The 26104-nt window shown below is 63.2% G+C and carries 23 protein-coding genes and 2 pseudogenes; 12 read left to right on the top strand and 13 right to left on the bottom strand.

Annotation, left to right across the window (positions count from 1 at the left end; all coding sequences use genetic code 11):
- Positions 1-60 precede the first annotated feature (60 nt).
- From ACNQPL_RS11740 to pcaC, 6 genes and pseudogenes are all read left to right on the top strand, one after another.
- Positions 61-180, top strand: a pseudogene (locus ACNQPL_RS11740) (CoA-transferase subunit beta); the annotation flags it as partial.
- Complete coding sequence (gene pcaF, locus ACNQPL_RS11745; RefSeq protein WP_416466865.1) at positions 177-1382, top strand: 3-oxoadipyl-CoA thiolase; 1206 nt, start codon at positions 177-179, stop codon at positions 1380-1382. The pseudogene ACNQPL_RS11740 and the gene pcaF, both read left to right, overlap by 4 nt.
- 187 nt (positions 1383-1569) lie before the next feature.
- Complete coding sequence (locus ACNQPL_RS11750) at positions 1570-2859, top strand: MFS family transporter (RefSeq protein WP_387525553.1); 1290 nt, start codon at positions 1570-1572, stop codon at positions 2857-2859.
- Between the two features lie 9 nt (positions 2860-2868).
- On the top strand, positions 2869-4221 hold the full coding sequence (locus ACNQPL_RS11755; protein ID WP_416466805.1) for a 3-carboxy-cis,cis-muconate cycloisomerase: 1353 nt from the start codon (positions 2869-2871) through the stop codon (positions 4219-4221).
- Positions 4222-4232: 11 nt separating this feature from the next.
- A complete protein-coding gene (gene pcaD / locus ACNQPL_RS11760) occupies positions 4233-5024 on the top strand; it encodes a 3-oxoadipate enol-lactonase (protein ID WP_416466806.1) in 792 nt (263 codons plus the stop codon).
- A gap of 10 nt (positions 5025-5034) precedes the next feature.
- Entirely contained in the window at positions 5035-5433 is a 399-nt protein-coding gene (gene pcaC, locus ACNQPL_RS11765) for a 4-carboxymuconolactone decarboxylase (RefSeq protein WP_346614525.1), read from the top strand.
- Between the two features lie 74 nt (positions 5434-5507).
- Here the strand turns inward: pcaC and ACNQPL_RS11770 are convergent, their stop codons facing one another.
- From ACNQPL_RS11770 to ttgA, 6 genes are all read right to left on the bottom strand, one after another.
- Entirely contained in the window at positions 5508-6032 is a 525-nt protein-coding gene (locus tag ACNQPL_RS11770) for a DUF962 domain-containing protein (protein ID WP_416466807.1), read from the bottom strand.
- 122 nt (positions 6033-6154) lie between these two features.
- On the bottom strand, positions 6155-7078 hold the full coding sequence (locus tag ACNQPL_RS11775) for a LysR family transcriptional regulator (RefSeq protein ID WP_346614523.1): 924 nt from the start codon (positions 7076-7078) through the stop codon (positions 6155-6157).
- A gap of 206 nt (positions 7079-7284) precedes the next feature.
- A complete protein-coding gene (locus ACNQPL_RS11780; protein WP_416466809.1) occupies positions 7285-8538 on the bottom strand; it encodes an OprD family porin in 1254 nt (417 codons plus the stop codon).
- A 245-nt stretch (positions 8539-8783) separates the two neighbouring features.
- Entirely contained in the window at positions 8784-10238 is a 1455-nt protein-coding gene (locus ACNQPL_RS11785) for an AdeC/AdeK/OprM family multidrug efflux complex outer membrane factor (protein ID WP_346614521.1), read from the bottom strand.
- Positions 10235-13387 carry a multidrug efflux RND transporter permease subunit TtgB gene (gene ttgB / locus ACNQPL_RS11790; protein WP_346614520.1) on the bottom strand — a complete coding sequence of 1051 codons (3153 nt, stop codon included), beginning with the start codon at positions 13385-13387 and terminating at the stop codon, positions 10235-10237. Before ttgB ends, ACNQPL_RS11785 begins: the two co-directional genes overlap by 4 nt.
- Positions 13388-13390: 3 nt before the next feature.
- Complete coding sequence (gene ttgA / locus ACNQPL_RS11795) at positions 13391-14545, bottom strand: toluene efflux RND transporter periplasmic adaptor subunit TtgA (RefSeq protein WP_387525532.1); 1155 nt, start codon at positions 14543-14545, stop codon at positions 13391-13393.
- A 259-nt stretch (positions 14546-14804) separates the two neighbouring features.
- Between ttgA and ttgR the strand changes: the two genes are divergently transcribed.
- Positions 14805-15437, top strand: coding sequence for an efflux transport transcriptional regulator TtgR (gene ttgR / locus ACNQPL_RS11800; protein ID WP_346614518.1), 633 nt, complete (start codon positions 14805-14807; stop codon positions 15435-15437).
- 59 nt (positions 15438-15496) lie between these two features.
- Here ttgR and ACNQPL_RS11805 read toward each other — a convergent pair whose 3' ends face one another.
- Positions 15497-16960, bottom strand: coding sequence for an MDR family MFS transporter (locus tag ACNQPL_RS11805; RefSeq protein WP_416466810.1), 1464 nt, complete (start codon positions 16958-16960; stop codon positions 15497-15499).
- Positions 16961-17414: 454 nt separating this feature from the next.
- Between ACNQPL_RS11805 and ACNQPL_RS11810 the strand changes: the two genes are divergently transcribed.
- Positions 17415-18284 carry an isocitrate lyase/PEP mutase family protein gene (locus tag ACNQPL_RS11810; RefSeq protein WP_346614516.1) on the top strand — a complete coding sequence of 290 codons (870 nt, stop codon included), beginning with the start codon at positions 17415-17417 and terminating at the stop codon, positions 18282-18284.
- Positions 18285-18304: 20 nt separating this feature from the next.
- On the opposite strand, the gene ACNQPL_RS11815 is transcribed toward ACNQPL_RS11810, so the two are convergent.
- On the bottom strand, positions 18305-18478 hold the full coding sequence (locus ACNQPL_RS11815) for a hypothetical protein (protein WP_346614515.1): 174 nt from the start codon (positions 18476-18478) through the stop codon (positions 18305-18307).
- Between the two features lie 176 nt (positions 18479-18654).
- Between ACNQPL_RS11815 and ACNQPL_RS11820 the strand changes: the two genes are divergently transcribed.
- The gene (locus tag ACNQPL_RS11820; RefSeq protein WP_346614514.1) at positions 18655-19269 is read left to right on the top strand and encodes an NAD(P)-dependent oxidoreductase; all 615 of its coding nucleotides are present in this window, start codon (positions 18655-18657) and stop codon (positions 19267-19269) included.
- A 9-nt stretch (positions 19270-19278) separates the two neighbouring features.
- Here ACNQPL_RS11820 and ACNQPL_RS11825 read toward each other — a convergent pair whose 3' ends face one another.
- Positions 19279-20154, bottom strand: a complete 876-nt coding sequence (locus ACNQPL_RS11825) for a LysR substrate-binding domain-containing protein (protein WP_416466812.1) — start codon at positions 20152-20154, stop codon at positions 19279-19281.
- Between the two features lie 114 nt (positions 20155-20268).
- Between ACNQPL_RS11825 and ACNQPL_RS11830 the strand changes: the two genes are divergently transcribed.
- Entirely contained in the window at positions 20269-21906 is a 1638-nt protein-coding gene (locus ACNQPL_RS11830; RefSeq protein WP_416466815.1) for a 5-guanidino-2-oxopentanoate decarboxylase, read from the top strand.
- A gap of 6 nt (positions 21907-21912) precedes the next feature.
- Here the strand turns inward: ACNQPL_RS11830 and ACNQPL_RS11835 are convergent, their stop codons facing one another.
- The gene (locus ACNQPL_RS11835) at positions 21913-22833 is read right to left on the bottom strand and encodes an AraC family transcriptional regulator (protein WP_346614511.1); all 921 of its coding nucleotides are present in this window, start codon (positions 22831-22833) and stop codon (positions 21913-21915) included.
- 202 nt (positions 22834-23035) lie between these two features.
- Here ACNQPL_RS11835 and ACNQPL_RS11840 point away from each other — a divergent pair, with 202 nt between their 5' ends.
- Together ACNQPL_RS11840 and ACNQPL_RS11845 are read left to right on the top strand one after the other, a co-directional pair.
- Positions 23036-23329: a putative quinol monooxygenase gene (locus tag ACNQPL_RS11840; RefSeq protein ID WP_346614510.1), complete on the top strand. Its 294-nt coding sequence runs from the start codon at positions 23036-23038 to the stop codon at positions 23327-23329.
- A gap of 56 nt (positions 23330-23385) precedes the next feature.
- Positions 23386-23619, top strand: a complete 234-nt coding sequence (locus ACNQPL_RS11845; RefSeq protein ID WP_416466818.1) for a hypothetical protein — start codon at positions 23386-23388, stop codon at positions 23617-23619.
- Between the two features lie 13 nt (positions 23620-23632).
- On the opposite strand, the gene ACNQPL_RS11850 is transcribed toward ACNQPL_RS11845, so the two are convergent.
- The 3 genes and pseudogenes from ACNQPL_RS11850 to ACNQPL_RS11860 form a co-directional block, all read right to left on the bottom strand.
- Complete coding sequence (locus ACNQPL_RS11850; RefSeq protein WP_346614508.1) at positions 23633-24238, bottom strand: flavin reductase family protein; 606 nt, start codon at positions 24236-24238, stop codon at positions 23633-23635.
- Positions 24239-24359: 121 nt separating this feature from the next.
- Positions 24360-24605 (bottom strand): annotated as a pseudogene (locus tag ACNQPL_RS11855) (hypothetical protein); the annotation flags it as partial.
- 332 nt (positions 24606-24937) lie between these two features.
- A complete protein-coding gene (locus ACNQPL_RS11860; protein ID WP_416466819.1) occupies positions 24938-26077 on the bottom strand; it encodes a Fic family protein in 1140 nt (379 codons plus the stop codon).
- Between the last annotated feature and the right edge of the window lie 27 nt (positions 26078-26104).

Below are 26104 nucleotides of genomic sequence, written 5' to 3' on the forward strand. Positions count from 1 at the left end.
TTAATCTGAGCGCAACGTAGCACCCTGACCAGGAGTCTCCCAATGGCTGCCATTCGGCCTATTCGCTTCGCCGACGATGTACAGACCACCGCCGAGCCGACCGATGTCGAACTTGGCGCCCTGCGTGACCTCGAATCCCGTACCGCCGCAGCCCATGGCCAAGTGGCAGGAGAAGCATAATGCGCGACGTATTCATCTGTGACGCCATCCGCACCCCCATCGGCCGCTTCGGCGGGGCCCTCGCTGGCGTGCGTGCCGACGACCTGGCAGCAGTACCGCTCAAAGCGCTGATCGAGCGCAACCCAGGCGTGCAGTGGGACCAGCTCGACGAAGTGTTCTTCGGCTGCGCCAACCAGGCCGGTGAAGACAACCGCAACGTGGCACGCATGGCCCTGCTGTTGGCCGGCCTGCCCGAGAGCGTTCCGGGTGTGACCCTCAACCGCCTGTGCGCTTCGGGCATGGACGCCATTGGTACGGCATTCCGTGCCATCGCCAGTGGCGAGATGGAGCTGGCCATTGCTGGCGGCGTCGAGTCCATGTCACGTGCCCCGTTCGTCATGGGCAAGGCTGAAAGCGGCTATTCGCGCAACATGAAGCTCGAAGACACGACCATCGGCTGGCGCTTCATCAACCCGCTGATGAAGAGCCAGTACGGCGTGGACTCCATGCCCGAGACCGCCGACAACGTCGCTGACGACTATCAGATTTCCCGTGCCGACCAGGATGCCTTCGCCGTGCGCAGCCAGCAGAAAGCAGCTGCAGCGCAGGCTGTCGGTTTCTTTGCCGAAGAGATCGTGCCGGTGCGTATCGCCCACAAGAAAGGCGAAACCATTGTCGAGCGCGATGAGCACTTGCGCCCGGAAACCACCCTTGAGGCACTGGCCAGGCTCAAGCCGGTCAATGGCCCGGACAAGACCGTTACTGCGGGCAACGCCTCGGGTGTCAACGACGGTGCTGCGGCGCTGATCCTGGCCTCGGCAGAAGCGGTCAAGCAGCACGGCCTGACCCCGCGTGCCCGCGTGCTGGGCATGGCCAGTGGCGGCGTGGCACCTCGGGTGATGGGCATCGGCCCGGTCCCGGCGGTACGCAAGCTGACCGAGCGCCTGGGCGTGGCGGTGAGCGATTTCGATGTGATCGAGCTTAACGAAGCCTTTGCCAGCCAAGGCCTGGCGGTATTGCGCGAGCTGGGTGTGGCCGATGATGCGCCGCAGGTGAACCCCAACGGCGGCGCGATCGCCCTGGGGCACCCGCTGGGCATGAGCGGTGCGCGCCTGGTGCTGACTGCGCTTCACCAGCTGGAAAAGAGCGGCGGGCGCAAAGGCCTGGCGACCATGTGCGTGGGTGTCGGCCAAGGTTTGGCGCTGGCCATCGAGCGAGTTTGACCAGTAACGGCCTCTTCGCGGGACAAGCCCGCCCCACAAGGGACCACGCCTCCTTTGTGGGCGCAGGCTTGTCCCGCGAAGAGGCCGTATCTGTAAGACCCAAGGCTAATGGCCAGCCCCAAAGCGGAACGAGTGTGTTACTAGGTATGTCTAGACTTACCTAGGACCCTCCAGGAGTAAAATCGTCATGACCTCAGCCTATTACACCGGCGAAGAGCGCAGTAAGCGCATCTTCGCCATCGTCGGTGCCTCTTCAGGCAACCTGGTGGAATGGTTCGACTTCTACGTCTACGCCTTCTGTGCGATCTACTTCGCCCCGGCCTTCTTCCCCTCCGACGACCCGACCGTGCAGTTGCTCAATACCGCCGGCGTGTTCGCTGCGGGCTTTTTGATGCGCCCGATTGGTGGCTGGATTTTCGGCCGCCTGGCCGACCGCCATGGCCGCAAGAATTCCCTGATGATCTCGGTGCTGATGATGTGTTTCGGCTCCTTGATGATCGCCTGCCTGCCCACCTATGCCAGCATCGGCACCTGGGCCCCGGCACTGCTGTTGCTGGCCCGCCTGATCCAGGGCCTTTCGGTGGGTGGCGAGTACGGCACCACCGCTACCTACATGAGTGAAGTAGCACTGCGCGGCCAGCGCGGTTTCTTCGCCTCGTTCCAGTACGTCACCCTGATTGGCGGCCAGTTGCTGGCAGTGCTGGTGGTGGTGATCCTGCAACAGCTGCTGACCGAAGACGAGCTGCGCGCCTGGGGCTGGCGCATCCCCTTCGTGGTCGGCGCCATTGCCGCCCTGATCTCGCTGATGCTGCGCCGTTCGCTGCACGAAACCAGCAGCGCCGAAACCCGCAACGACAAGGACGCAGGCTCGGTCAAAGGCCTGTTCCGCAACCATGCTGCAGCCTTCATCACCGTGCTCGGCTACACCGCCGGCGGCTCGCTGATCTTCTACACCTTCACCACCTACATGCAGAAGTACCTGGTGAACACGGCCGGCATGACCGCCAAGAACGCCAGCTACGTGATGACCGGGGCGCTGTTCCTGTTCATGGTGCTGCAGCCGTTCTTCGGCATGCTTTCGGACCGTATCGGCCGGCGTAATTCGATGCTGCTGTTCGGTGCCCTTGGTACGCTGTTCACCGTGCCGTTGCTGATGGCGCTGAAGACCGTCAGCAGCCCGTTCATGGCCTTCGTGCTGGTCAGCCTGGCGCTGTGCATTGTCAGTTTCTACACCTCGATCAGCGGCCTGGTGAAGGCTGAGATGTTCCCGCCACAGGTGCGGGCACTGGGTGTGGGCCTTGCCTATGCGGTAGCCAACGCGATGTTCGGCGGTTCGGCGGAATACGTAGCCCTGGGTTTGAAAACCCTCGGCATGGAAAACACCTTCTACTGGTACGTGACGGCGATGATGGCGATCGCGTTCCTGTTCAGCCTGCGCCTGCCGAAGCAGGCGGCGTACTTGCACCATGATGATTAAGGACGTGGCATGACCAACCAGCTGTTCGACGCCTACTTCACGGCCCCGGCCATGCGCGAAATTTTCTCTGACCGCGGCCGCCTGCAGGGCATGCTCGACTTCGAAGCCGCTCTGGCCCGCGCCGAGGCCGCCGCCGGGCTGGTGCCGCACAGCGCGGTCGCCGCCATCGAGGCTGGCTGCCAGGCTGAGCGCTATGACGTGCGTGCGCTGGCCGATGCCATCGCCACCGCCGGCAACTCGGCGATCCCGATGGTCAAGGCGTTGGGCAAGGTGATCGCCAGCGGCGTGCCCGAGGCCGAGCGTTATGTGCACCTGGGTGCGACCAGCCAGGATGCGATGGATACCGGCCTGGTGCTGCAGCTGCGTGATGCCCTGGCGCTGATCGAGGGTGACCTCGCCACATTGGCCGAGACCTTGTCGCGCCAAGCCCTGCTGCATGCCGACACGCCGCTGGTGGGGCGTACCTGGCTGCAGCACGCCACCCCGGTGACCCTGGGCATGAAGCTGGCGGGTGTGCTTGGCGCCTTGACGCGCCACCGTCAACGCCTTCAGGAACTGCGCCCGCGTTTGCTGGTGCTGCAGTTTGGCGGTGCCTCAGGCAGCTTGGCGGCCCTGGGCAGCAAGGCGTTGCCGGTCGCCGAAGGCCTGGCCGAACAGCTAAAGCTGACCTTGCCCGAGCAACCCTGGCACACCCAGCGCGACCGCCTGGTGGAGTTCGCCTCGGTGCTGGGCCTTGTGGCCGGTAGCCTGGGCAAGTTCGGCCGCGACATCAGCCTGCTGATGCAGACCGAGGCAGGTGAAGTATTCGAGCCTTCCGCACCTGGCAAAGGCGGTTCATCGACCATGCCGCACAAGCGCAACCCGGTGGGCGCGGCGGTGCTGATTGGCGCCGCCACCCGTGTGCCGGGCCTGCTTTCGACGCTTTACAGTGCCATGCCCCAGGAGCACGAGCGCAGTCTCGGCCTGTGGCATGCCGAGTGGGAAACCCTGCCGGATATCTGCTGCCTGGTTTCAGGCGCCTTGCGCCAGGCCCAGGTGATCGCCGAGGGCATGGAAGTGGACGCCGAGCGCATGCGCCGCAACCTCGACCTGACCCAAGGCCTGGTGCTGGCCGAGGCGGTAAGCATCGTCCTGGCCCAGCGCCTTGGCCGCGACCGCGCCCACCACCTGCTGGAACAATGCTGCCAGCGCGCCGTCGCCGAGCAGCGCCACTTGCGCGCCGTGCTGGGTGACGAGCCGCAGGTCACGGCCGAGCTGAACGAGCAAGAGCTCGACCGGCTGCTCGACCCTGCCCATTACCTCGGCCAGGCCCGCGTCTGGGTGGCGCGCGCCGTGGCTGAACATCAACGTTTCACTGCCTGAAGGAGACCGCTGTGGCGCAATTGCAACTGGCCGATGGCGTATTGAACTATCGACTCGATGGCCCGGACGATGCCCCGGTGCTGGTGCTGTCCAACTCGCTGGGTACCGACCTTGGCATGTGGGACAGCCAGATCCCGATGTGGACCGAGCACTTCCGGGTGCTGCGTTACGACACCCGTGGGCACGGCGCTTCGCTGGTTACCCAAGGCCCTTACAGCATCGAACAGCTGGGCCGCGACGTGCTGGCGTTGCTGGATGCGCTGGATATCCCCCACGCGCACTTTGTCGGCCTGTCGATGGGCGGCCTGATCGGCCAGTGGCTGGGCATCAATGCGGGCGATCGCCTGCACAGCCTGACCCTGTGCAACACTGCGGCGAAGATCGCCAATGACGAGGTGTGGAACACCCGTATCGACACCGTGCTCAAGGGCGGCCAGCAAGCCATGGCCGACCTGCGCGATGCCTCCATCGCCCGCTGGTTCACCCCCGCGTTTGCCCAGGCCCAACCTGAGCAGGCGCAGCGCATCTGCCAGATGCTTGCGCAGACTTCCCCTGAAGGCTACGCCGGCAACTGCGCGGCCGTGCGCGATGCCGATTTCCGCGAGCAACTGGGCCGTGTCCAGGTGCCAACGCTGATCGTCGCCGGCAGCGAAGACGTGGTGACCACGCCGGAGCATGGTCGCTTCATGCAGGCCGCCATCATCGGTGCTACCTACGCCGAGTTCCCGGCCGCGCACCTGTCCAACGTCGAAATCGGCGAGGCGTTCAGCCGCCGCGTGCTCGACTTCCTGCTGGCTCGCTGAGGATTACGCCATGGATGAGAAACAACGTTACGACGCCGGTATGCAGGTACGCCGCGCGGTACTTGGCGATGCGCACGTGGACCGCAGCCTGGAGAAGCTCAATGACTTCAACGGCGAGTTCCAGGAGATGATCACCCGGCATGCCTGGGGCGATATCTGGACCCGCCCGGGCCTGCCGCGGCACACCCGCAGCCTGATCACCATCGCCATGCTGATCGGCATGAACCGCAACGATGAGCTCAAGCTGCATTTGCGCGCCGCCGCCAACAACGGCGTGACGCGTGACGAGATCAAGGAAGTGCTGATGCAAAGCGCGATCTACTGCGGCATTCCGGCGGCCAATGCCACGTTCCACCTGGCCGAGTCGGTGTGGGATGAGTTGGGGGTAGAGTCTCGCCAGCACGATTGACTGCACCGGCCTCATCGCCGGCAAGCCGGCTCCCACAGGGATTGCAGCGCTGCCAACGATGAGGCCAGTGACGACTAGATGGCTGCCTTCTTCTGCCGCAGCGCCACCGGGCCGGCATTGGCCTCCACGGCGCGTTTGAGCTCCGGGCACAAGCCCAGCATGAATGCCACTTCCGCCACCACGAACAGCGGGCCGATGATCAACCCGCTGATGTCGTCGACGAACGCCGGTTTGCGGCCTTCGTAATGATGCCCGACGAACTGGATGATCCAGCCCACCACGAACGCCCCCAGCCCGGCGCTGAGCCACAGCGCGGTGGTTTGCACTGCCAGCACTTGGCCAACCCACAGGCACAGGCCCAGCAGCAGGCCCATGACCAACCCGAAGCGCAGGTCCAGGCGCAGGTAGAACCACACTGCGGCCGCCGCCGCCAGCAGGGCAGGGGACAGCCACATGCCCGCCACGTCCCAGCCCGGGCGCGACAGCAAGACGGTCACTGCCACCACGATCAGCGGAATGCCGATGAAATGCGTGCCGATGTTGCGCGGGTCGCGGTGGTAATTGGCGTATTGGCTCAGGTGTTCGACGAGGTTTTTCATTGTTGTTCCTCCCTGGTTTACCTGTTCAGTTGTGCTGGCTGTGCCCGCAGGCCCGCTCCCGCAGCGTGGGCGAAGAGGCCAATACTGATCAGAATAGCGCGTAGCTCACCATCATCATCCGTTCAGCGAATGGCAGCACTGCGCACGGGCGCATCCAGCCCAACCAGGGTCTCGATCATCGCCCGTGCGGCCGGTGACAGGCGGTAGCCGCTACGGCTGACCACACCGCAACGAACACTCAGCACCTCCAGAGCCGGCGGCAGGTTGCGCCAGTGCAGGCGCACCAGGCGCCCTGCGGCCAGGTCGTCGGCCACGGCTTCCTCGCTGGCGGTGCCGATGGCATCGGTGGCTTGCACCACGCTGCGCAGCACCGCCAGGTGTTCGGTCTGCAGGTGCGGGGTGAAGTCGCTGCGCCCACTGAGGTTGGCCAGGCGCTTGCGTACCCCGGGGGCGAGCAGAGCGCTGGCCAGGGGGTAGGCGAACAGGTCGTTGGTCGACAAGCTGTCCTTTGCCAGCAGCGGGTGCCCGGGGCGGCAGAAGAACAGCCCCGGGCGCGGGCTGAGCGGTTCGGTGTGGAAGTTGGCGTCGGCTTCGAACGGGCGGATGTCATCGACAAAGAATTCGATCTGTTCGCGGCGCAGGGCCTGGCCGAGGCGTTCGGCATTATCGACCAGCAGCGCGGTGCGGATGCCAGGGTGGGTACCGATGAAGTGCCGCAACGCTTCCGGCACCAGGCGCACGGCCAGGGCGGGGCCGCTGCCGAAATGCAGTTCGCCGGCGTCGAGCTTGGTCATCTGCAGCACTTCGTTGCTCAACTGCGCGGCGCCCTGTACCAAGCGCCGAGCGTGTTGCAGCACCACCAGCCCTTCAGGCGTCGGTGGCAGTGCCTTGCTGGCGCGGTCGACCAACGGGCAGCCGAAAGTCTGCTCCAGGCCCTGGATAGCGCGGCTGAACGCGGGCTGGGTGATACCCATGGCTTCCGCGGCACGGACGAAACTGCGGTACTCGGTGAGGGCAATGAAGTAGCGCAGTTGGCGAAGGTCCATGTCGAGGCTCTGCGGCGGATCGGACGTCGATTTAAGCTGTTACCGCATATGTCGTCAATGAAGGATTATGTAGGTTGTTATTCGATAAAGTTATTTTAGGTTTGTCCGCCTCTTCGCGGGCAAGCCCGCTCCTACAGGAAATGCGCAGACTTGGAGTGAGCGCAATCCCTGTAGGAGCGGGCTTGCCCGCGAAGAGGCCGGTAAAGTCACAGCAGATTCAGCGGATAACTCACAATCAACCGGTTCTCGTCGAACGAGTTGGTGCTGAAGTCGCGGCGCATGGTCGAGTTGCGCCATTTCACCGATAAATCCTTGAACGAACCCGATTGCACTACATAGGCCAGTTCGGTCTCCCGCGCCCATTCCTTGCCATCGTCAACACCGCCCGCGGTGACATTGTCACCCTTGATATAGCGGTTCATCAGCGTCAGCCCAGGGATACCGACACTGACGAAATTGAAGTCGTGGCGCACCTGCCAGGAGCGTTCCTTGGCGTTGTCGAAGCTCGAGTTGTAACTGTCGTTGGCCAAGGTGCCACCGCTGGTGCCGTTGACCCGCAGCCAGGCATCGTCGCCGCTGACTTTCTGCAAACCGACGTAGAAAGTGTTGCCCTTGTAGCGCGCCGAGAGCATCGCCGAAGCGGTGCGGTTGTCGAGTTGGCCGGCGCGTTCGGCGCCATCTTCCTTGCCGATGAAATAGCCGAGGTTGGCGCCCAGTGTCCATTCGCCGAGTGGCTGGCTGTGCACCAGGTTGAGGTATTGCTGGCGGTAGATGTCCTTGAGCTGGGCATCCCACAAGCCGATCATGGTGCGCTTGTCGTTGAAGGTGTACTCACCGCCGCCGAAGTTGAAGCGGTCGGAGGTGAAGGCCGCACGGCCGTTGAGCGACATGTCTTCCATGCTGGCATCGTTGCGCGGGCTGTTGCCGCGGAACTGGCCGGCATACAGGGTCAGGCCGTCTATTTCCTTCGAGGTAAGCTGGCCGCCGCGGAAGGTCTGCGGCAGTGAGCGGCCGTCATCCGAGCGCAGGATCGGCAACACCGGCATCCATTCACCGACTTTCAATTCGGTTTGCGATAGCTTGGCTTTCAGTGCCACGCCCAGCCGGCCGAAGTCGTCGGCGGGGCGGCCATCGTCGTGTACCGGCAGCAGGTGGGTATTGGTGGTGCCTTTACCGCCATCGAGCTTGACCGAGTACAAACCCAGTACGTCCACGCCGAAACCCACGGTGCCCTGGGTGAAACCGGAGCGGGCATCGAGGATGAAGCTTTGCGTCCATTCTTCGCCTTTGGCCTGGGGGTGGGCCGGGTCGACGAAGTTGCGGTTGATGTAGAAGTTGCGCAGGTTGAGGCTGGCTTTGGCGTCCTCCATGAAACCGCCTTCGGCGGCAAACGCGGGGAACGCGCAGGACATGGCCAACAGGCCGGGCAGCAGCTGGCGTGCGGGGTGCGAAGTGCTCATCTGTCGTGGATCTCTTGTTTTTATTGGCGAACCGCTGTGCTGCAGGATGCGGCCTGCAGGGCGGTCTTTTTTGATGAACGTGGGCAACGTTGCTGGGTGCGATGGTGCGGGGAAGGGAAGGGGCGAGGCAATTCGTCGCACACGGTAGCGGGCGATAATCGAACGGAATGTTCCGGTTGGTTAATTTTTTGTGGTGGCAACAAAAAGCCCACCGCGAGGGTGGGCTTGAGGTTGCAGCCGTTGGTTCAGCCCTTCGGTGTATTCACCGAGGCCTGCTGATTGGCTTGGCCGGTCCGCTCGTACCAGCCGCCACCCAGCGCCTTGTACAAGTTGACCTCGCTGGTCAGCTGCGACAGGCGATCGGTGATCAGTGCCTGCTGCGCGCTGAACAGGTTGCGCTGGGCGTCGAGGAAGGTCAGGTTGCTGTCGATGCCGATGCGGTAACGGCGTTCAGCCAGGCGGTAGTAGTCCTGGTTCGCTTGCACCAGGTCACGTTGCGCCTGCAACTGCTCTTCGAAGGTCTTGCGCGCCGCCAGGCCATCGGAGACTTCCTGGAAGGCGGTCTGGATGGTCTTTTCGTACTTGGCGACGTTGATGTCCTTCTGAATCTTCGAATAGTCCAGGCTGGCCTTCAGGCTGCCGGCGTTGAAGATCGGCAGGTTGATCTGCGGCTGGAACAGCCAGGTACCCGAACCGCCCTTGAACAGCCCGTCCATGTCCGGGCTCAGGGTACCCGCGTTGGCGGTCAGGCTGATGCTCGGGAAGAACGCAGCACGCGCAGCGCCGATGTTGGCATTGGCAGCTTTCAGCAGGTGCTCCGCTTCCTGGATGTCCGGGCGGCGGGTCAGCAGGTCGGAGGGCAGGCCCGCCGGAACCTCGGCCAATTGGTCGGCATCGAGTTTCAGCGGGGCCGGCAGGTTGGCCGGCACGCCGGTGCCGAGCAGCACGGCCAGGCTGTTGACGTCCTGGGCGACCAGGCGCTGGTACTGCGAGTACTTGACCCGGGCGCCTTCCACGGCGGTGCGTGCCTGGCTCAGGTCCAGCGCCGACGCCACACCTACCTCGTTGCTGCGGCGGGTGAGGTTGTAGCTTTCCTCATAGGTCTTGAGGGTGTCTTCGGTCAGCTTGAACAGCGCCTGGTCGGCCTGCCAGGTGTAGTAGGCGTTGGCCACGCTGGCCACCAGGGCGATCTGCGTGGAACGACGCGCCTGCTCACTGGACAGGTAAGTCTCCAGGGCCTGCTCGGTCAGGCTGCGTACGCGGCCGAACAGGTCCAGCTCATAGGCGCTGACGCCCAGGGTGGCCGAGTACTGGCTGGTGATGTTGGATTCGCCGGTGGTCGACATGTTGGCCGGTACGCGCTGGCGGCTGCCGCTGCCGGTGGCCGAAACCGCCGGGAACAGGTCGGCACGCTGGATGCGGTACTGGGCGCGGTAGGCGTCCAGGTTCAGCGCCGCGACGCGCAGGTCGCGGTTGTTCACCAGCGAGGTCTGGATCAGCTGCTGCAGGGCCGGGTCCTGGAAGAACTGGCGCCAGCCCTGTTCAGCGGCGGCCACGTCGGCCGACTGGGTCGGCGAGTATGCAGGGCCTTGCGGCCACTGCTGGGCCACCGGGGTTTCCGGGGTCTGGTAATCAGGGATCAGCGAGCAGCCGCCAAGAATGAAAGCGGTTACCGCCAGGGACAACAAAGACTTGGTCATTGCCCAGCCTCATAACGTGGAGTTTCAGGGGTGGCGTCTTTTTTCGGCTCTTTGCTGCCGAACAGCGACGACACTGCGACGAAGAATAGCGGTACCCAGAAGATTGCCAGGATGGTTGCGCTGATCATGCCGCCGATCACGCCGGTGCCGATGGCGTGCTGGCTGCCCGCGCCGGCGCCGCTGGCGATGGTCAACGGTACCACGCCGAGGATGAACGCCAGCGAGGTCATGATGATCGGGCGCAGACGCATGCGGCACGCCTCGATCGCTGCGTCGTACAGGCTGCTGCCTTGCTCATGCAGTTCCTTGGCGAATTCGACGATCAGGATGGCGTTTTTCGCCGCCAGGCCGATGGTGGTCAACAGGCCCACCAGGAAGTACACGTCGTTGGACAACCCGCGCAGGCTGGTGGCAATCAGCGCACCGATGATACCCAGCGGTACTACCAGCACGACGGCGATCGGGATCGACCAGCTTTCATACAGTGCTGCCAGGCAGAGGAACACGAACAGTACCGAGAGGGCGAACAGCGCCGGCATTTGCGAGCCGGAGAGTTTTTCCTCGTAGGACATGCCGGTCCAGGAGAAGCCGATACCGTCCGGCAACTCGCCCGCGATACGCTCCACCTCGGCCATGGCGTCACCGGTACTGTAGCCCGGGGCCGGTGCACCGAGGATTTCCATCGCCTCGACGCCGTTGTAACGGGACAGCTTGGGCGAACCGTAGGTCCACTCGCCTTTGGCGAACGAGGAGAACGGCACCATCTCGCCAGCACCGTTGCGCACGTACCACTTCTGCAGGTCTTCAGGGCTCATGCGGGCGTTTGGTTCACCCTGGATGTACACCTTCTTGACCCGGCCGCGGTCGATAAAGTCGTTGACGTAGCTGGCACCCAGGGCAATCGACAGGGTGTTGTTGATGTCGGCGATGGTCACGCCCAGGGCGCTGGCACGTTCGTCATCGATGGTCAGCTGGTACTGCGGCTCATCGTTCAGGCCGTTCGGGCGCACGGCACTGAGCACCTTGCTTTGTGCCGCTTTGGCCAGGAACTGGTTGCGTGCTTCCATGAGTTTGGCATGGCCGACACCGCCGCGGTCCTGCAGGAACACGTCGAAGCCGGTGGCGTTACCCAGTTCGAGTACGGCAGGCGGCGCGAAGGCGAACACCATCGCATCGCGGAAGGTAAAGAAGTGCTGCTGGGCGCGCTCAGCCAGGGCGAACACACTGTTCTCCTTGGACCGCTCGCCCCACGGCTTGAGCATGATGAACGCCATACCGGAGCTCTGGCCGCGGCCGGCGAAGTTGAAACCGTTGACGGTGAACACCGACGATACGGTGTCTGCTTCGTCTTTGAGCAGGTATTCACGCATCTGGTCGACCACCACCTGAGTGCGCTCGGCACTGGAGCCTGCCGGGGTTTGCACCTGGGCGAACAGTACGCCCTGGTCTTCCTCAGGCAGGAACGCCGTTGGAATACGGGCGAACAGCCAGATCATGCCGACCACGATCAGGGCATAGGCGAGCAGGAACGGCACCTTGTTGCGCAAGATGGTACCGACGCTGCGCTCGTAGCCGTTTACGCTGCGGTCGAAGTTGCGGTTGAACCAGCCGAAGAAACCGCCCTTGGCCACATGGTGCTCGCCCTTCTTCAGCGGCTTGAGCATGGTGGCGCACAGCGCCGGGGTGAAGATCAGCGCCACCAGCACCGACAGGCCCATGGCCGAGACGATGGTGATGGAGAACTGCCGGTAGATCACACCCGTGGAGCCGCCGAAGAAGGCCATCGGCAGCAGTACCGCCGACAGCACCAGGGCGATACCCACCAGGGCGCCCTGGATCTGCTCCATCGAGCGCTTGGTCGCCTCCTTGGGCGGCAAGCCTTCCTCGGACATCACCCGTTCGACGTTTTCCACCACGACGATGGCGTCGTCCACCAGCAAGCCGATGGCCAGGACCATGGCGAACATGGTCAGGGTGTTGATGCTGAAGCCCGCAGCGGCAAGGATGCCGAAGGTACCCAGCAATACCACCGGTACGGTCATGGTGGTAATGATGGTGGCGCGGAAGTTCTGCAGGAACAGGTACATCACCAGGAACACCAGGACCACGGCTTCGATCAGGGTGTGGATTACCCCGCTGATCGATTCGGTGACCACCGGGGTGGTGTCATACGGGAATACCGCTTTCACCCCAGGCGGGAAGAACGGTTCCAGGTCGCTGATGGTCTGGCGCAGCGCCTTGGCGGTGTCCAGGGCGTTGGCGCCGGTCGCCAGCTTGACCGCCAGGCCGGATGCCGGCTTGCCGTTGAACTGGGCGCTGACGGCGTAGTTCTCGCCACCCAGGCCTACCTGGGCGACATCACCCAGGCGCACTTGCGAACCGTCCTTGTTGACCTTGAGCAGAATCTTCTCGAACTGCTCGGCGGTCTGCAGGCGGGTCTTGCCGATGATGGTCGCGTTGAGCTGGGTACCCGGCAGTGCAGGGAGGCCGCCGAGCTGGCCGGACGACACCTGCACGTTCTGCGCGGCAACTGCGGTCTTGACGTCGACCGGGGTCAGCTGGAACTTGTTCAGCTTGGCCGGATCCAGCCAGATACGCATGGCGTACTGCGCACCGAACACCTGGAAGTCACCTACACCGGCGGTCCGCGAGATCGGGTCTTGCATGTTGGAGACGATGTAGTTGGCCAAGTCATCCTTGGTCATGCTGCCGTCTTCGGACACCAGGCCGATCACCAGCAGGAAGTTCTTCACTGCCTTGGTCACGCGGATACCTTGCTGCTGCACCTCTTGCGGCAGCAGCGGGGTGGCCAGGTTCAGCTTGTTCTGTACCTGTACCTGCGCGGTGTCGGCATTGGTGCCTTGCTCGAAGGTGGCCGTGATGGTCATGCTGCCGTCGGAGTTACTCTCCGAAGACACATAGCGCAGGTTGTCGATACCGTTGAGCTGCTGCTCGATCACCTGCACCACGGTGTCCTGCACGGTCTGCGCCGAAGCGCCCGGGTAAGTCACGGCGATGGCGATGGCCGGCGGCGCGATGCTTGGGTACTGGTTGATCGGCAGCTTCAGGATCGACAAGGCGCCGACCAGCATGATCACCAAGGCAATCACCCAGGCGAAGATCGGGCGATCGATAAAGAACTTCGACATGGTTTACTCCGCTTTGGCGTCTGCTTTGGCCGCGTTGGCCTGATCAGGGCTGCCTGGCTTCTTGACGTTGGTGGCATCGCTGACCTTGACCTCGACACCAGGGCGCACGTACTGCAGGCCTTCGGTGATCAGGCGGTCGCCCGGGTTCAGGCCTTCCTCGATCAGCCAGTCGCTGCCCAGGGTGCGGCTGGCCTTGAGCTGGCGCAGTTCGACCTTGTTCTCCTGGTTGACCACCAGCGCGGTCGGTGCACCCTTGAGGTCACGGGTGACGCCTTGCTGCGGGGCCAGGATAGCTTGGCTGTTGACCCCGGCCTTGAGCCGCGCATGCACGAACATGCCTGGCAGCAGGGTGTGGTCCGGGTTGGGGAAGATGGCGCGCAGGGTCACCGAGCCGGTGGTCTCGTCGACCGCGACTTCCGAGAACTCCAGGCGACCTTCCTGCTTGAACAGGCTGCCGTCTTCCAGCACCAGCTGAACCGATGCGGTGTTGGCGCCGGACTTCTGCAGTTGGCCGCTTTCCAGCTCACGGCGCAGCTTGAGCAGCTCGGCGGTGGACTGGGTGACGTCGACGTAGATCGGGTCGAGCTGCTGGATGGTGGCCATGGCGTTGGTCTGACCATTGCTCACCAATGCGCCTTCGGTGAACGACGAGCGACCGATGCGACCGCTGATCGGCGCCAGTACCTTGGTGTAGCGCAGGTCGATCTGGGCGCTTTTGAGCGATGCATCGGCCTGCAATCGTTTGGCATTGGCGTCGTCGTATTCCTGCTTGGACACCGCCTGTTCGTCGATCAGCTGCTTGTAGCGCTCGGCCAGCGAGCGGGTAGCTTGCAGGTTGGCCTGGGCGTTGGCCAGGTTGGCCTCGTACACGGCAGGGTCGATCTGGTACAGCTGCTGGCCTTCCTTGACCTCGCTGCCTTCCTTGAACAGGCGCTTGAGGATGATGCCATTGACCTGTGGGCGGACTTCAGCGACGCGGAACGCGCTGGTGCGCCCCGGCAGTTCCGAGGTCAAGGTGAAGGCTTGGGGCTGAATGGTCACTACGCCGACCTGAGGAGCCTGTGCTGCGGGCGCGGCTTCTTCTTTCTTGCAGCCACTGAGCAGGGTTGCCAGGGCGACGGCGGAAACCAGAGCGGTAACGGCTGGCTTGAATTGCATGAGGATCCTCGGATCGCTAGAGCTGGGAGATGCTCAAGGGTAATGGAAGAGTCTTGACGGAAAAAATGCTACCAGGTGGATAAATAGCTTACTAACGAATATACTTACATTCATGGTTGTTTGTAAATACCGTTGGGTGGTACTTGGCTACTACCCCGGCCCCTTTGTTAGCCAATCCGGGAAGCACCCTGCAGAGGTGTGGCCCCGGCGGATTCCCTGCACGCGATGCGCCTGCGGGCCCAGATGAGGTTGTACTGCCATGGTCCGTCGAACCAAAGAAGAAGCCCAGGAAACCCGCACGCAAATCATTGAGGCAGCGGAAAAGGCCTTCTACAAGCGCGGGGTTGCGCGCACCACCCTGGCGGACATCGCCGAGCTGGCGGGCGTGACTCGGGGTGCGATCTACTGGCATTTCAATAATAAGGCAGAGCTGGTGCAGGCGTTGCTCGACAGCTTGCACGAAACCCATGACCACTTGGCGCGTGCCAGTGAAAGCGAGGACGAAGTCGACCCGCTTGGGTGCATGCGCAAGCTGCTGCTGCAAGTGTTCAACGAGCTGGTGCTGGACGCCCGTACCCGTCGTATCAACGAAATCCTGCATCACAAGTGCGAGTTCACCGATGACATGTGTGAAATTCGCCAGCAGCGCCAGAGCGCTGTACTGGATTGCCACGTGGGCATCAACCTGGCGCTGGCCAATGCCGTACGCCGCGAACAATTGCCGGCCGAGCTGGATGTAGAGCGCGCAGCCGTGGCCCTGTTTGCCTATGTCGATGGCCTGATCGGGCGCTGGTTGCTGCTGCCGGACAGCTTCGAGCTGCTGCGCGATGCCGAAAAATGGGTCGACACCGGGCTGGATATGCTGCGCTTGAGCCCGGCCCTGCGCAAATGACACTTTGTTAAGGATTGTGAGGGAGTGTTTCCTCCTGATGTTAAGGGGGGATTAATACCTCAGGCTGCTCCCTCACGCCCGCGCAATTGCCGGTCCGGTAATGCCAGGGCCGCCATCAGGCCGAGCAACGCCACCGCCGCACTGCCCAGTAACAGATGCCGGAAGGTTGCCAGCAACCGCGCCTGGGTTGCCGGGTCTGCTTCGCCGGCCTGCAGGCTGCCCAGCAACGGGTTACCCTGCAACTCGAAACCGCCTTGGTGCAACAGCGCCAGCAGCAGGCTGGACATGCACGCCACGCCCATCGCCCCGCCCAGTGAGCGGAACAGGTTGGTGGTGCTGGTGGCCACGCCGATGTCCTTGCTGCCCACCGCACTCTGCGTGCCCACCAGCGAGGTCGGGAACTGTAGGCCGCAGGCGATGCCGGTCAGCAGCATGAACGCGGCACTGAGCAGGGCCGACTGTGGCGGGGTGATGGCCATGGCGAAGACCGCGACCGGCATCAGCAGCGCGCCGGCGAGGATCTGCGGTTTGTAGCGGCCCGTGATGCTGGTCATGCGCCCGCCGGTAAAGGCCCCTATGGGCAGGCCAATGGCCAAGGGCAGCAGGTGCAGCGCTGCACTGTCGGCGCCGGCGCCGGTGATGCCCTGGTAGCGCAGAGGCATCAGCATGGTCAGTGAAATAGACTGGAAGCTGGCGAAGAAAATCACCCCCCAGCACAGCACGGCAACCCGGTTACCGAACAGGCCTAGCGGCAGCAACGGTTCCTGGCAGCGGCGTTCGTGGGCGATGAACACGGCCGTGCCAAGCCCGGCGCAGGCAAACAGGCCCATGACCGCGGGCGCGGTCCAGGCCTGGCCTTGGCCGACCAGGGTAATGCCCAGCAACAGGCTGCCCAGGCCAACGATCAGCAACACGGCGCCCAGGTAGTCCACCCGTGCTTCGCGGCGTTGCACCGGCAGGCCACTCAAGGCACGGTGGATCGCCCACAATGCGACCAGGCCCAGCGGCAGGTTGATCCAGAATACCCAGCGCCATGACAGATACTCGGTCAGCCAGCCGCCCAGCACGGGCCCGGCAACGCTTGCTGCGGCGTACATGCTGCTGAAATAGCCCTGGTAGCGGCCCCGCTCACGCGGTGGCACGAAGTCACCGATGATCGCCTGGCTGACCGAGACCATACCGCCCGCGCCGACCCCCTGCAGTACGCGCGCCAGCACCAGCTGCTGCATGTCCTGGGCCAGGGCGCAGGCGATTGAAGCCAGGGTGAACAGGCTGATACCGGTAAGGATCATGCGCCGACGCCCGTACAGATCACCCAGCTTGCCGTAGATCGGCACCGCCACGGTCATCGCCACCATGTACCCGGAGATCACCCACGCCAGCAAGCCGACGTCATTGAACTGGGCGGAGATGGCCGGCAAGGAAACGGCGACGATGGTCTGGTCGAGGGCACCTAGGAAGATGGCCAGCATCAACGCGGTGAGTACGTTGCGCAGGGCGGTGGGGGGCAGGGCAGCTGTCACGGAGCACCTTGTCTAATGGCGGTGACTTTTCCGGCCCCTTCACGGGTAAAGCCGCCGCCGCAGGTTCAGCACTGGCCGTAAGAACAGTGGCGAGCCTGTGGCAGCGGCTTTACCCGCACAGGGGCCGACATGAATAGCCGGATTGTAACCCGACTTAGGTAGCTTCCTATGTACTATCTGCATCCCCTATGCAAGATCGGCATTGGCGCATTCATCCAGTGGTGCATGGCCGCGTGATATCGTGCATGGGCCGCAGGGGCTGAAATCCGGGGCTTGCACCAGCTTGGTGCAGCAAGATGTCGCAGGATTTCGGTGCCGCTGTATCCCACACCTTTTATTCCTCTGCCTGCATGTCGAGCATGACCGCCCAGATGGCGACGGTTGGAACAGGTCAGGTAGACCCGATTCAGGGGTCGGTAGCAACCGTTCAATTTCACGTATAAGCGGAGTGATCATGCCCAGGGCTTCCCACCAAGATTTGCGTTTTGCATTCCGCGAGCTGCTCGCTTCAGGTTCCTGCTACCACACAGCGTCTGTGTTCGACCCGATGTCGGCGCGTATTGCCGCCGACCTGGGTTTCGAGGTTGGAATTCTCGGCGGCTCGGTCGCTTCGTTGCAGGTGCTGGCTGCGCCAGACTTCGCCTTGATCACCCTGAGCGAATTCGTCGAACAGGCTACCCGCATCGGCCGCGTGGCCCAATTGCCGGTGCTCGCCGATGCCGACCATGGCTACGGCAATGCGCTGAATGTGATGCGCACGGTCATCGAGTTGGAGCGCGCCGGCGTGGCTGCGCTGACCATCGAAGACACCCTGCTGCCGGCCCAGTTCGGGCGCAAGTCCACCGACCTGATCCCGGTCGACGAAGGTGTCGGCAAGATCCGTGCAGCCCTGGAAGCACGCGTGGATTCGTCGCTGTCGATCATTGCCCGCACCAACGCCGGGGTGCTCAGCACCGAAGAGATCATCGTGCGCACGCAGAGCTACCAGAAGGCCGGTGCCGACGGCATCTGCATGGTGGGTGTGAAGGACTTCGAACAACTGGAGCAGATTGCCGAGCACCTGACCGTGCCCTTGATGCTGGTGACCTACGCCAACCCCAACCTGCGTGACGACGAGCGCCTGGCGCGCCTGGGCGTGCGTATCGTGGTCGATGGCCACGCCGCGTACTTCGCTGCGATCAAGGCCACTTACGACTGCCTGCGGCTGCAACGCGGCCAGCAGAACAAGTCGGAGAACCTCACCGCCACCGAGCTCTCGCACACCTACACCCAGCCTGAGGACTACATCCGCTGGGCCAAGGAGTATATGAGCGTCGACGAGTGACCGGCGTGGCGCCGTTCAGCTCAACGGACGGCGCTCAAGGTGGCAGTGTGCGGCACGCAATGCGCCTGCTCGCAACTCGCTGCCGCGTTAGGCTGGCTGCGTAGCAGCTCGGCGCGCCAGCAGGCGGAGCCGTAAAGCCCGGCAACGGCGGTCAAGGCCATGACAAGGGCGACTCTTCTGGACTTGATACCCATGATGCTCACCTCCTGTTGCAAAAACAGGTGATACCTCAAGCATAGGTCAACTGCAGGCGGGCGCTTGCCGCCACGGCCTGCTTGCGCGCCAGTTCACAACAAATCTGTCATGGATCGGGCAACTAAGCTGGGGGGAGATCAACTGTTAAGTCTATCCAGCTGAAGGAGTGTTCCTCATGAGCAACATCGCAATCATCGGTGCCACCGGCCGCGCTGGCAGCCAACTGCTGGAAGAAGCCCTGCGCCGGGGGCACAGTGTGCTGGCCATCGCCCGCGACCCTTCAGCACTGCAGGGGCGTGGGGGGGTTACCGTGCAGGCGCTTGATGTCAACGACAGCGCGGCGCTGCAAAAGGCCGTCGCCGGCATGGATGCGGTGCTGAGTGCGGCGCATTTTTCGACCATCGCGCCGCACGCGATCATCGAACCGGTCAAGCGTGCGGGCGTGAAGCGCCTGTTGGTGGTGGGCGGCGCCGGTAGCCTGTTGCTGCCTTCCGGGCATCGGGTCATCGACAGCCCGGATTTCCCCGAGGCTTACAAGGCCGAAGCCAGCGCGGGTGGGCGTTTTCTCGAGGCGCTGCGCCAGGAGCAGAACCTGGACTGGACCTTCCTGTCGCCGTCGGCCGAATTCGTCGAAGGGGAACGCACCGGGCACTACACCTTGGGCAAGGACCATCTGCTGATTGGTGCCGATGGCAAGAGCTGGATCACCTTTGCCGACTTTGCCATTGCCATGATCGATGAGCTGGAGAAGCCGGCGCATTCGCGGCAACGCTTCACCGTCGGTTACTGAACCGACCTGTCACTGTTCGGCACGCCCTGCCAGCCAGTCCATCAGCTCGACCAGCCCTGCTGGCAGGCTCTTGGCCTGGCTGACCAGGTAGTAGCCCTTGCCGGTGCTTACCTTCAAGCCGAATGGCATGCACAAGCGCCCGCCGCGCAGGTCATCGCCAATCAGCGCCCAGTCGCCAATGGCCACCCCTGTGCCTTGGGACGCCATCGCCATGGCCATGTCCAGGGTCTCGAAATGCTGCTTAGGGCCGTGCAGCTCGAACGACGCGCCGGCCGCCTGCAGCCACAGGCGCCAGTCGTGCCCATCCCGTGAGGGGTGTAACAGCATATGGCGCGCCAGGTCTTCAACCTGCTTCAACGGTACAGGGCCTGCCAGCAGCGAGGGTGCACACACGGGCGTCAGCTGCTCATCGAACAGCTTGAGCGCCCGCAGCCCGTGATTGGGCAAGCCGCCATAGACCACCGCCGCATCGAACCCTTCACGGCGAAAGTCCACGCCATGCTGCACGGTGGTGGTCAGCTCCACGGGTACGTCCGGGCGCAGGGCCTGCCATTCCATCAGCCGCGGCAACAACCAGCGCATCACACAAGTTGGCGCCTTGAGCTGCAGGGTAGTGCTGCGCCCACCTACCTCACGCACGCCTTGTTCGATCAGGGCGAATACCTGCTGAACGCGTGGCAACCAGTCCTGCCCCTCACGCGTAAGGGTCAAGCCGCGGGCCTGGCGCTGGAACAAGGCGTAACCCAGGTGTTCTTCCAACCCAGCGATCTGCCGGCTGACGGCGCCTTGGGTGATATGCAACTGCTGAGCGGCACGGGTGAAATTGCAATGCTGCGCGGTGATGAGGAACGTGTGCAGCGCGGGGAGGGGCGGAAGGCGTTTCATCGTGGCGAGCCATGATTAAAGGACATGGCTAGTATGTGTTTTTTTGCCTTGTGGCGATAGCTGCACGTTGGGTCCAATGCGCACAGATTCCAACAAGATCCAAGGTGAAACCCGATGGCAACTTGCGGCGAAGTATTGGTCAAACTCCTCGAAGGCTATGGCGTTGACCATGTTTTCGGTATCCCGGGCGTACATACCGTGGAGCTCTACCGAGGGCTGGCGGGCTCGTCGATCCGCCATATCACGCCACGCCACGAGCAAGGTGCTGGTTTCATGGCTGACGGCTACTCGCGCACACGTGGCAAGCCCGGGGTGTGTTTCATCATCACCGGCCCTGGGATGACCAACATCACCACCGCCATGGGCCAGGCCTACGCCGACTCTATCCCGATGCTGGTGATTTCCAGCGTGCAGTCGCGTGACCAGCTGGGCGGTGGCCGTGGCAAGCTGCACGAGCTGCCCAACCAGAGCGCGCTGGTGGCAGGTGTGGCGGCGTTTTCGCAGACGCTGATGAGCGCCGACGACCTGCCGCAAGTACTGGCCCGTGCCTTTGCCGTATTCGACGGCGCCCGCCCGCGGCCGGTGCATATCGAGATCCCGCTGGATGTACTGGTTGAGCCTGCCGACCACCTGCTGCCGGGCCGCCCGGTGCGCAGCAGCCGCGCAGGCGCCGCACCACAGGCCGTGGCGCAGATGGCCGAACGCCTGGCCAAGGCGCGCAAGCCGTTGATCCTCGCAGGGGGGGGGGCGCTGGATGCAGGTGCTGCGCTGGCGGGCCTGGCCGAACATCTGCAAGCCCCGGTGGCGCTGACCATCAATGCCAAGGGCCTGCTGCCTTCCAGCCACCCGCTGCAGCTCGGTTCGACCCAGTCGCTGGTCGCCACCCGCGCGCTGGTGGCGGAGGCCGATGTGGTGCTGGCGATCGGTACCGAGCTGGCCGAAACCGACTACGACGTGACATTCAAGGGCGGCTTCGAAATCCCTGGCAGCCTGCTGCGCATCGATATCGACCCGGACCAGACCGTGCGCAATTACCTGCCGGAGCTGGCGCTGGTTGCCGATGCGGCGTTGGCGGCTCAGGCGTTGCTCGACTGCTTGCAGGCGCTGCCGCAACCGGCCCGCGACGGAAGCTGGGGGGCTGCACGTGTTCGGCACCTGCGTGATGCGCTGAATGCTGGCTGGGATCAGCCGACCCTCAGCCAGACTCGCCTGCTGACCAGCATCCTGGAGCGTCTGCCCAATGCCATCCTGGTCGGCGATTCGACGCAGCCGGTGTACACCGGCAACCTGACGCTGGACATGGATCAGCCACGTCGCTGGTTCAATGCCTCGACCGGCTACGGCACTTTGGGCTATGCACTGCCCGCGGCGATGGGGGCCTGGCTGGGCAGCGCCGAGCAACCGGCCGCGCGTGCACCGGCGGTTTGCCTGATTGGCGATGGTGGGCTGCAGTTCACCCTGCCGGAACTGGCCAGCGCGGTGGAGGCCCAGGTGCCATTGATCGTGCTGCTGTGGAATAACCAGGGCTACGAGGAAATCAAGAAGTACATGGTCAATCGCGCCATCGAGCCGGTCGGGGTGGACATCCATACCCCGGACTTCATCGGCGTGGCCCGTGCCTTGGGCGCTGAGGCCGAAGATGTCGGCGATGTGGCGCAATTGCACGCTGCCCTTGGCCGGGCCGTAGAGCGCAAGGGGCCGACCCTGATTCAGGTTGATCAGAACCGGTGGCAGGCAGCTGTACTGGGCTGAGGATAATCAGCCGGTACTGGCGCGCAACCGCGCAACATCGCGGATCGGTGGCGCGCCATACAACCGGCTGTACTCGCGGCTGAACTGGGACGGGCTTTCATACCCTACCCGATACCCCGCCACCGCCGCCTCCAGGCCATCGTTGAGCATTAGCCGGCGCGCCTCCTGCAGGCGCAACTGCTTCTGGTACTGCAACGGGCTCATGGAGGTAACGGCCTTGAACCTGTGGTGCAGGGTCGAGGTGCTGAGGTTGACCTCCCGCGCCAAGTCCTCGATGCGCAGCGGTTGCTGGAAGTTCTGGTTGAGCCAGGTGATGGCCTGGCACACCCGGTGCGTCTGGCTGTTGGCCAGAGCAATCTCGTACAGGCGGTAGCCCTGGGGGCCGCGCAGCAGTCGGTAGAGAATTTCCCGACGGATCAGCGGCGCCAGCATGGCGATGTCACGTGGCGAGTCCAGCAGGCGAATCAACCGCAGCAAGGCGTCGAGCAGTTGCGGGTCAGTCCTTTCCACATAAAGGCCGCGGCCGGAAGGCAGGTTGGGCACCAGCATCGGCCCGCTTTCGGCAATCAGCTGGCTGATCTCGGCCGGGTCAAGGTCCAGGCGCAGGCCGAGGCTCGGGTTTTCCGGGCTGGCATCGAGCCTCGCGCCGCTCAGCGGCAGCGTCACCGACACCACCATGTAGTGCAAAGGGTCGTAAGCGTACTGTTCGTCGCCGAGGAACAAGCTTTTGCTGCCCTGGGCCAGGATGCACAGCGCGGGTTGGGCCAAGGTTGGCACAGAGCGGACATTCTCGGTATAGCGCACCAGGTACAGGTCGTCGATGGCGGACGCCGGGCCGTGAACGTCGCTGGCATGGCGGCCGATCAGCTCGGCCAGCTCTTGGCGCTGCACTTCCAGGGTCGGGTCGATGGACGGGGTGGTGGTCATGATGGCTTTCCTCTACTGACCGACGCAGCATAGGTTTGGGCAATGGCGGGCGCTAGTCGAAAGCTGCACGTCGATTGCCTGATCCTGCACCGCTGCAGGATCAGGCAATCGACGTGCAGTATTGGCCTAACGCGCCGCGCGGGCGCGGCCCTAACCTTGGCAGCCTGGTTTTTCCGTCCGCCTGCTTCAAGGAGATTGTGCAATGGCCCTTTCCCAACCGGTCACCCACTTGGCTTTCATCCGTGCCAGCAGCGGTCGTTCGGCGGAGCTTGGCGCGCGCCTGCGTGACCTGCTCGAGCCGTCGTTGCGCACGCCCGGCTGCCTGAGTTTCACCGTACAGCGCTCGCAAGCCGATGCCGACCTGTGGCTGCTCAGCGGCAGCTGGCGTGACCAGCAGGCAATGAGCGGCTATTTCGCCTCGCCGACCCTGCAGGTGTTTGGCGATCTGGTGCAGGCCCAGGTGGTCAGCAGCCTGGATCTGCATACCTTCGATTGAAAGGCACACGCCACGGGTTAGAATGCCGCCCCTCGATCAATCACGCGGATAGCGACATGGCACGTAGAGAATTCCCGCATTTTGAAGCGGTTTCGGCGATGGTCCCGGTACACGGCGGTGGCTACAACGCCGCCATCGCAGTCAAGGCTTTGGGCATGGGCGGTGCGCCGCGCTTTCACAAGGTGCTGGAAGGCCAGGTGTTCAAAGGCGCCATTGCGGCCGATGAGGCCGCCTGCGCCGAGCTCGAGCGCCTTCAGGGCGTGGCTGAAGACGGCGAGCTGATCTGGTAACCCGCCCTGTCGATCAGGCCTGCGGCCTGCGCATCTTGAACAGGTTGCCCAGCTCGAAATAATCCGCCGGCCCACCGCCACGCAGAATCGGCTCGGCGGCGGCGGTGTCGTAGATGCCGTCCTTGAGCAGGTGTTCGGCAATGTGCACCGCCACCACTTCGCCAAGGATCAGCCAGCTTGGCACCAGCTCCTGGTCCGCCCGCTTGAGCTGGACGATCTGGCTCACCTTGCATTCGAACGCCACGGGGCTTTCGCCCACACGTGGCACCTGGACGATGCTCGACGGCGCGGCAGTCAGGCCGCTCAGCTGGAATTCATTCACATCGGCGGGCACTGCAGCGCAGCTCTGGTTCATCTGCTCCGCCAGCGGGCGGGTGGCCAGGTTCCAGACGAACTCACCGGTCTGCTCGATGTTGTTCAGGCTGTCTTTACGCCCGACACTGCAGAACCCGATGATCGGGGGGATGTAGTTGAACGCGTTGAAAAAGGAGTAGGGCGCGAGGTTCAGTTGGCCTTCGCTGCTCTGCGAGGAGATCCAGCCGATCGGGCGCGGGCCGACGATGGCATTGAACGGGTCGTGGGGCAGGCCGTGGCCTTTGGCGGGTTCGTAGTAATACATCTGCGTTGGGCTTGCTGGCCCTACCTCTGGTTGGACGAGGCGCCTAGTGTGCCAAGTCTGCGGCCGCCTGCAAATGATCAAGCCCGGCCAAGGCCGGGCTGGTTGCACGCATCCGTTATCAACTGATGCGGTGGGCGTTGGTGCGGTCGAAACCATCTTCGGCAAAGCGTTGGCCGCCAGTGCGGTCGAAGCCGTCTTCGGCGAAGCGTTGTGCACCTGTGCGGTCAAAACCATCTTCAGCGTAAGTGGCGGTTTGCGTTTGCACCGCAGTGAAGCTGTGGGCGTTGGTGCGGTCGAAGCCATCTTCGGCGAAGGCGCCAGCCGCGAAAACCGAAAGGGCCAGGGTGAGGATCAATTTGTTTTTCATGGTCGTTGCTCCGTTGGATGCGAGAAGTTGTTTGTTTCTATGGATTCAATGCTACGCCAATTAATTTGATTAAAAAGCGCAAAAAATAGCGCTTAAGAATCGAATTGATAGATGTATATTGGCGTGAGCGTCGCCATTCAGCATTCGGTTTTGGTACCTCTTGAGATACAAGCGCCTCGAGTGCTGAATGCTTTGCCAGCCTCTGCAGGATGCAGACGCTGAATTAATCGGGGGTTAAGAGCAGAAAATCGAGTAGGGTCGTCGGCCGTGATGGGAGGGGTGCTGCTGGTGCGGGTAATGATTGCCAGCTGGTATCAGCTACGTGAACCGCGTCAGGGGGTGGGGATACCCTGGGTATTGATCTGATAACGCGTACTGCGTCCTCCACCGGCTAGTTTCACCAGGCATGCTTTGTCCAGCAGGTCAGTGAGGTGGCGCGTTGCAGTGGCCTTCGACACCTTAGCCACTGCCTGGTATTGCGCTGCATTGATGCCATCTTCGAAACCGCGTGGGCCTCCATCGAGCAACCTGTTCAGTACCTTGACCTGCTCAGGCAGCAAACCGTCAGCGCGGTGCGCATTCCAGAACCGCGCCTTGACCAGTACACGGTCGATACGCAAAAGGGCGTGCTCGAGGCTGCGCAGCAACGTTTCGAGAAACCAGGCCAGCCAATGGGTAATGTCCATCCCACCTTTCTGGCTGTTTTCCAATATGCGGTAATAGCCCGCTCGATCTTCGAGAATGCTCGCCGACATGGCGTAGAAACGAATGGCCTGACGCTCCCCCTGAGCGAGTGCCAAATCAGTCAGGGCGCGGGTCAAGCGCCCATTGCCATCGTCGAAGGGATGCAGGGTGACGAACCAGAAATGAGCGATGCCGGCCCGCAGCAACGGATCGAGTTCAACGCTGCTTTGGCTGTTCTCAAACCAGTCGAGAAAGCCTGTTAGCTGGTCTTCAAGGCCAATACGCGGTGGTGCTTCAAAATGTACGGTGGGTTTGTCGAGACGACCGGAGATGACCTGCATCGGTGCTTCGTCGCGCAGTTGGCCAACCAGTATCGGCTTCGACAGGCCATCGTTGCTGTCTGGGAACAAACAGTGGTGCCATGTGAACAGCCGCTGCAGGGTCAGGGGTTGGTCGTATGCCTGCGTCGCATCCAGCATGAGTTCCGCCAGGCCTTCACTTCGCGCATTGGTGGCACCTTGCTCCTTGATGCCAAGACGACGGGCGAGGGAAGAGCGTACTGAGCCAACATTCAGTTGCTCGCCCTCGATGGCAGATGAGGTGACGATATTTTGCAGGAGGGTATCGAGGATATTCTGGCTCTCGCTGAACGCATCGACGGCTCCCATCCTGCCCAGCAGACGGCCTTGAGCCTCTACACAACTGCGCAACAATGGCGCGAGCTGCTCACTCTGCCATTGGAAGTGGGGCCATTTCGGCTGCTGCCAGATCCATCGATGAGCGTTCATGGTTGCCTCGCAATCTATGGTGAGCCG

Source organism: Pseudomonas sp. LFS044 (assembly GCF_047978245.1).
Classification (GTDB): domain Bacteria; phylum Pseudomonadota; class Gammaproteobacteria; order Pseudomonadales; family Pseudomonadaceae; genus Aquipseudomonas.

Bases quoted from the DNA above. Each gene is read 5' to 3' on its own strand.
- ACNQPL_RS11830 (WP_416466815.1), top strand. From the start codon at position 20,269: ATGGCAACTTGCGGCGAAGTATTGGTCAAACTCCTCGAAGGCTATGGC.
- ACNQPL_RS11810 (WP_346614516.1), top strand. From the start codon at position 17,415: ATGCCCAGGGCTTCCCACCAAGATTTGCGTTTTGCATTCCGCGAGCTG.
- ACNQPL_RS11770 (WP_416466807.1), bottom strand. From the start codon at position 6,032: ATGAAAAACCTCGTCGAACACCTGAGCCAATACGCCAATTACCACCGC.
- ACNQPL_RS11840 (WP_346614510.1), top strand. From the start codon at position 23,036: ATGGCCCTTTCCCAACCGGTCACCCACTTGGCTTTCATCCGTGCCAGC.
- ttgB (WP_346614520.1), bottom strand. From the start codon at position 13,387: ATGTCGAAGTTCTTTATCGATCGCCCGATCTTCGCCTGGGTGATTGCC.
- ACNQPL_RS11835 (WP_346614511.1), bottom strand. From the start codon at position 22,833: ATGACCACCACCCCGTCCATCGACCCGACCCTGGAAGTGCAGCGCCAA.
- ACNQPL_RS11820 (WP_346614514.1), top strand. From the start codon at position 18,655: ATGAGCAACATCGCAATCATCGGTGCCACCGGCCGCGCTGGCAGCCAA.
- ACNQPL_RS11785 (WP_346614521.1), bottom strand. From the start codon at position 10,238: ATGACCAAGTCTTTGTTGTCCCTGGCGGTAACCGCTTTCATTCTTGGC.
- ttgA (WP_387525532.1), bottom strand. From the start codon at position 14,545: ATGCAATTCAAGCCAGCCGTTACCGCTCTGGTTTCCGCCGTCGCCCTG.
- ACNQPL_RS11775 (WP_346614523.1), bottom strand. From the start codon at position 7,078: ATGGACCTTCGCCAACTGCGCTACTTCATTGCCCTCACCGAGTACCGC.
- ACNQPL_RS11815 (WP_346614515.1), bottom strand. From the start codon at position 18,478: ATGGGTATCAAGTCCAGAAGAGTCGCCCTTGTCATGGCCTTGACCGCC.
- ttgR (WP_346614518.1), top strand. From the start codon at position 14,805: ATGGTCCGTCGAACCAAAGAAGAAGCCCAGGAAACCCGCACGCAAATC.
- ACNQPL_RS11750 (WP_387525553.1), top strand. From the start codon at position 1,570: ATGACCTCAGCCTATTACACCGGCGAAGAGCGCAGTAAGCGCATCTTC.
- ACNQPL_RS11850 (WP_346614508.1), bottom strand. From the start codon at position 24,238: ATGTATTACTACGAACCCGCCAAAGGCCACGGCCTGCCCCACGACCCG.
- pcaC (WP_346614525.1), top strand. From the start codon at position 5,035: ATGGATGAGAAACAACGTTACGACGCCGGTATGCAGGTACGCCGCGCG.
- ACNQPL_RS11755 (WP_416466805.1), top strand. From the start codon at position 2,869: ATGACCAACCAGCTGTTCGACGCCTACTTCACGGCCCCGGCCATGCGC.
- ACNQPL_RS11845 (WP_416466818.1), top strand. From the start codon at position 23,386: ATGGCACGTAGAGAATTCCCGCATTTTGAAGCGGTTTCGGCGATGGTC.
- ACNQPL_RS11780 (WP_416466809.1), bottom strand. From the start codon at position 8,538: ATGAGCACTTCGCACCCCGCACGCCAGCTGCTGCCCGGCCTGTTGGCC.
- ACNQPL_RS11825 (WP_416466812.1), bottom strand. From the start codon at position 20,154: ATGAAACGCCTTCCGCCCCTCCCCGCGCTGCACACGTTCCTCATCACC.
- ACNQPL_RS11860 (WP_416466819.1), bottom strand. From the start codon at position 26,077: ATGAACGCTCATCGATGGATCTGGCAGCAGCCGAAATGGCCCCACTTC.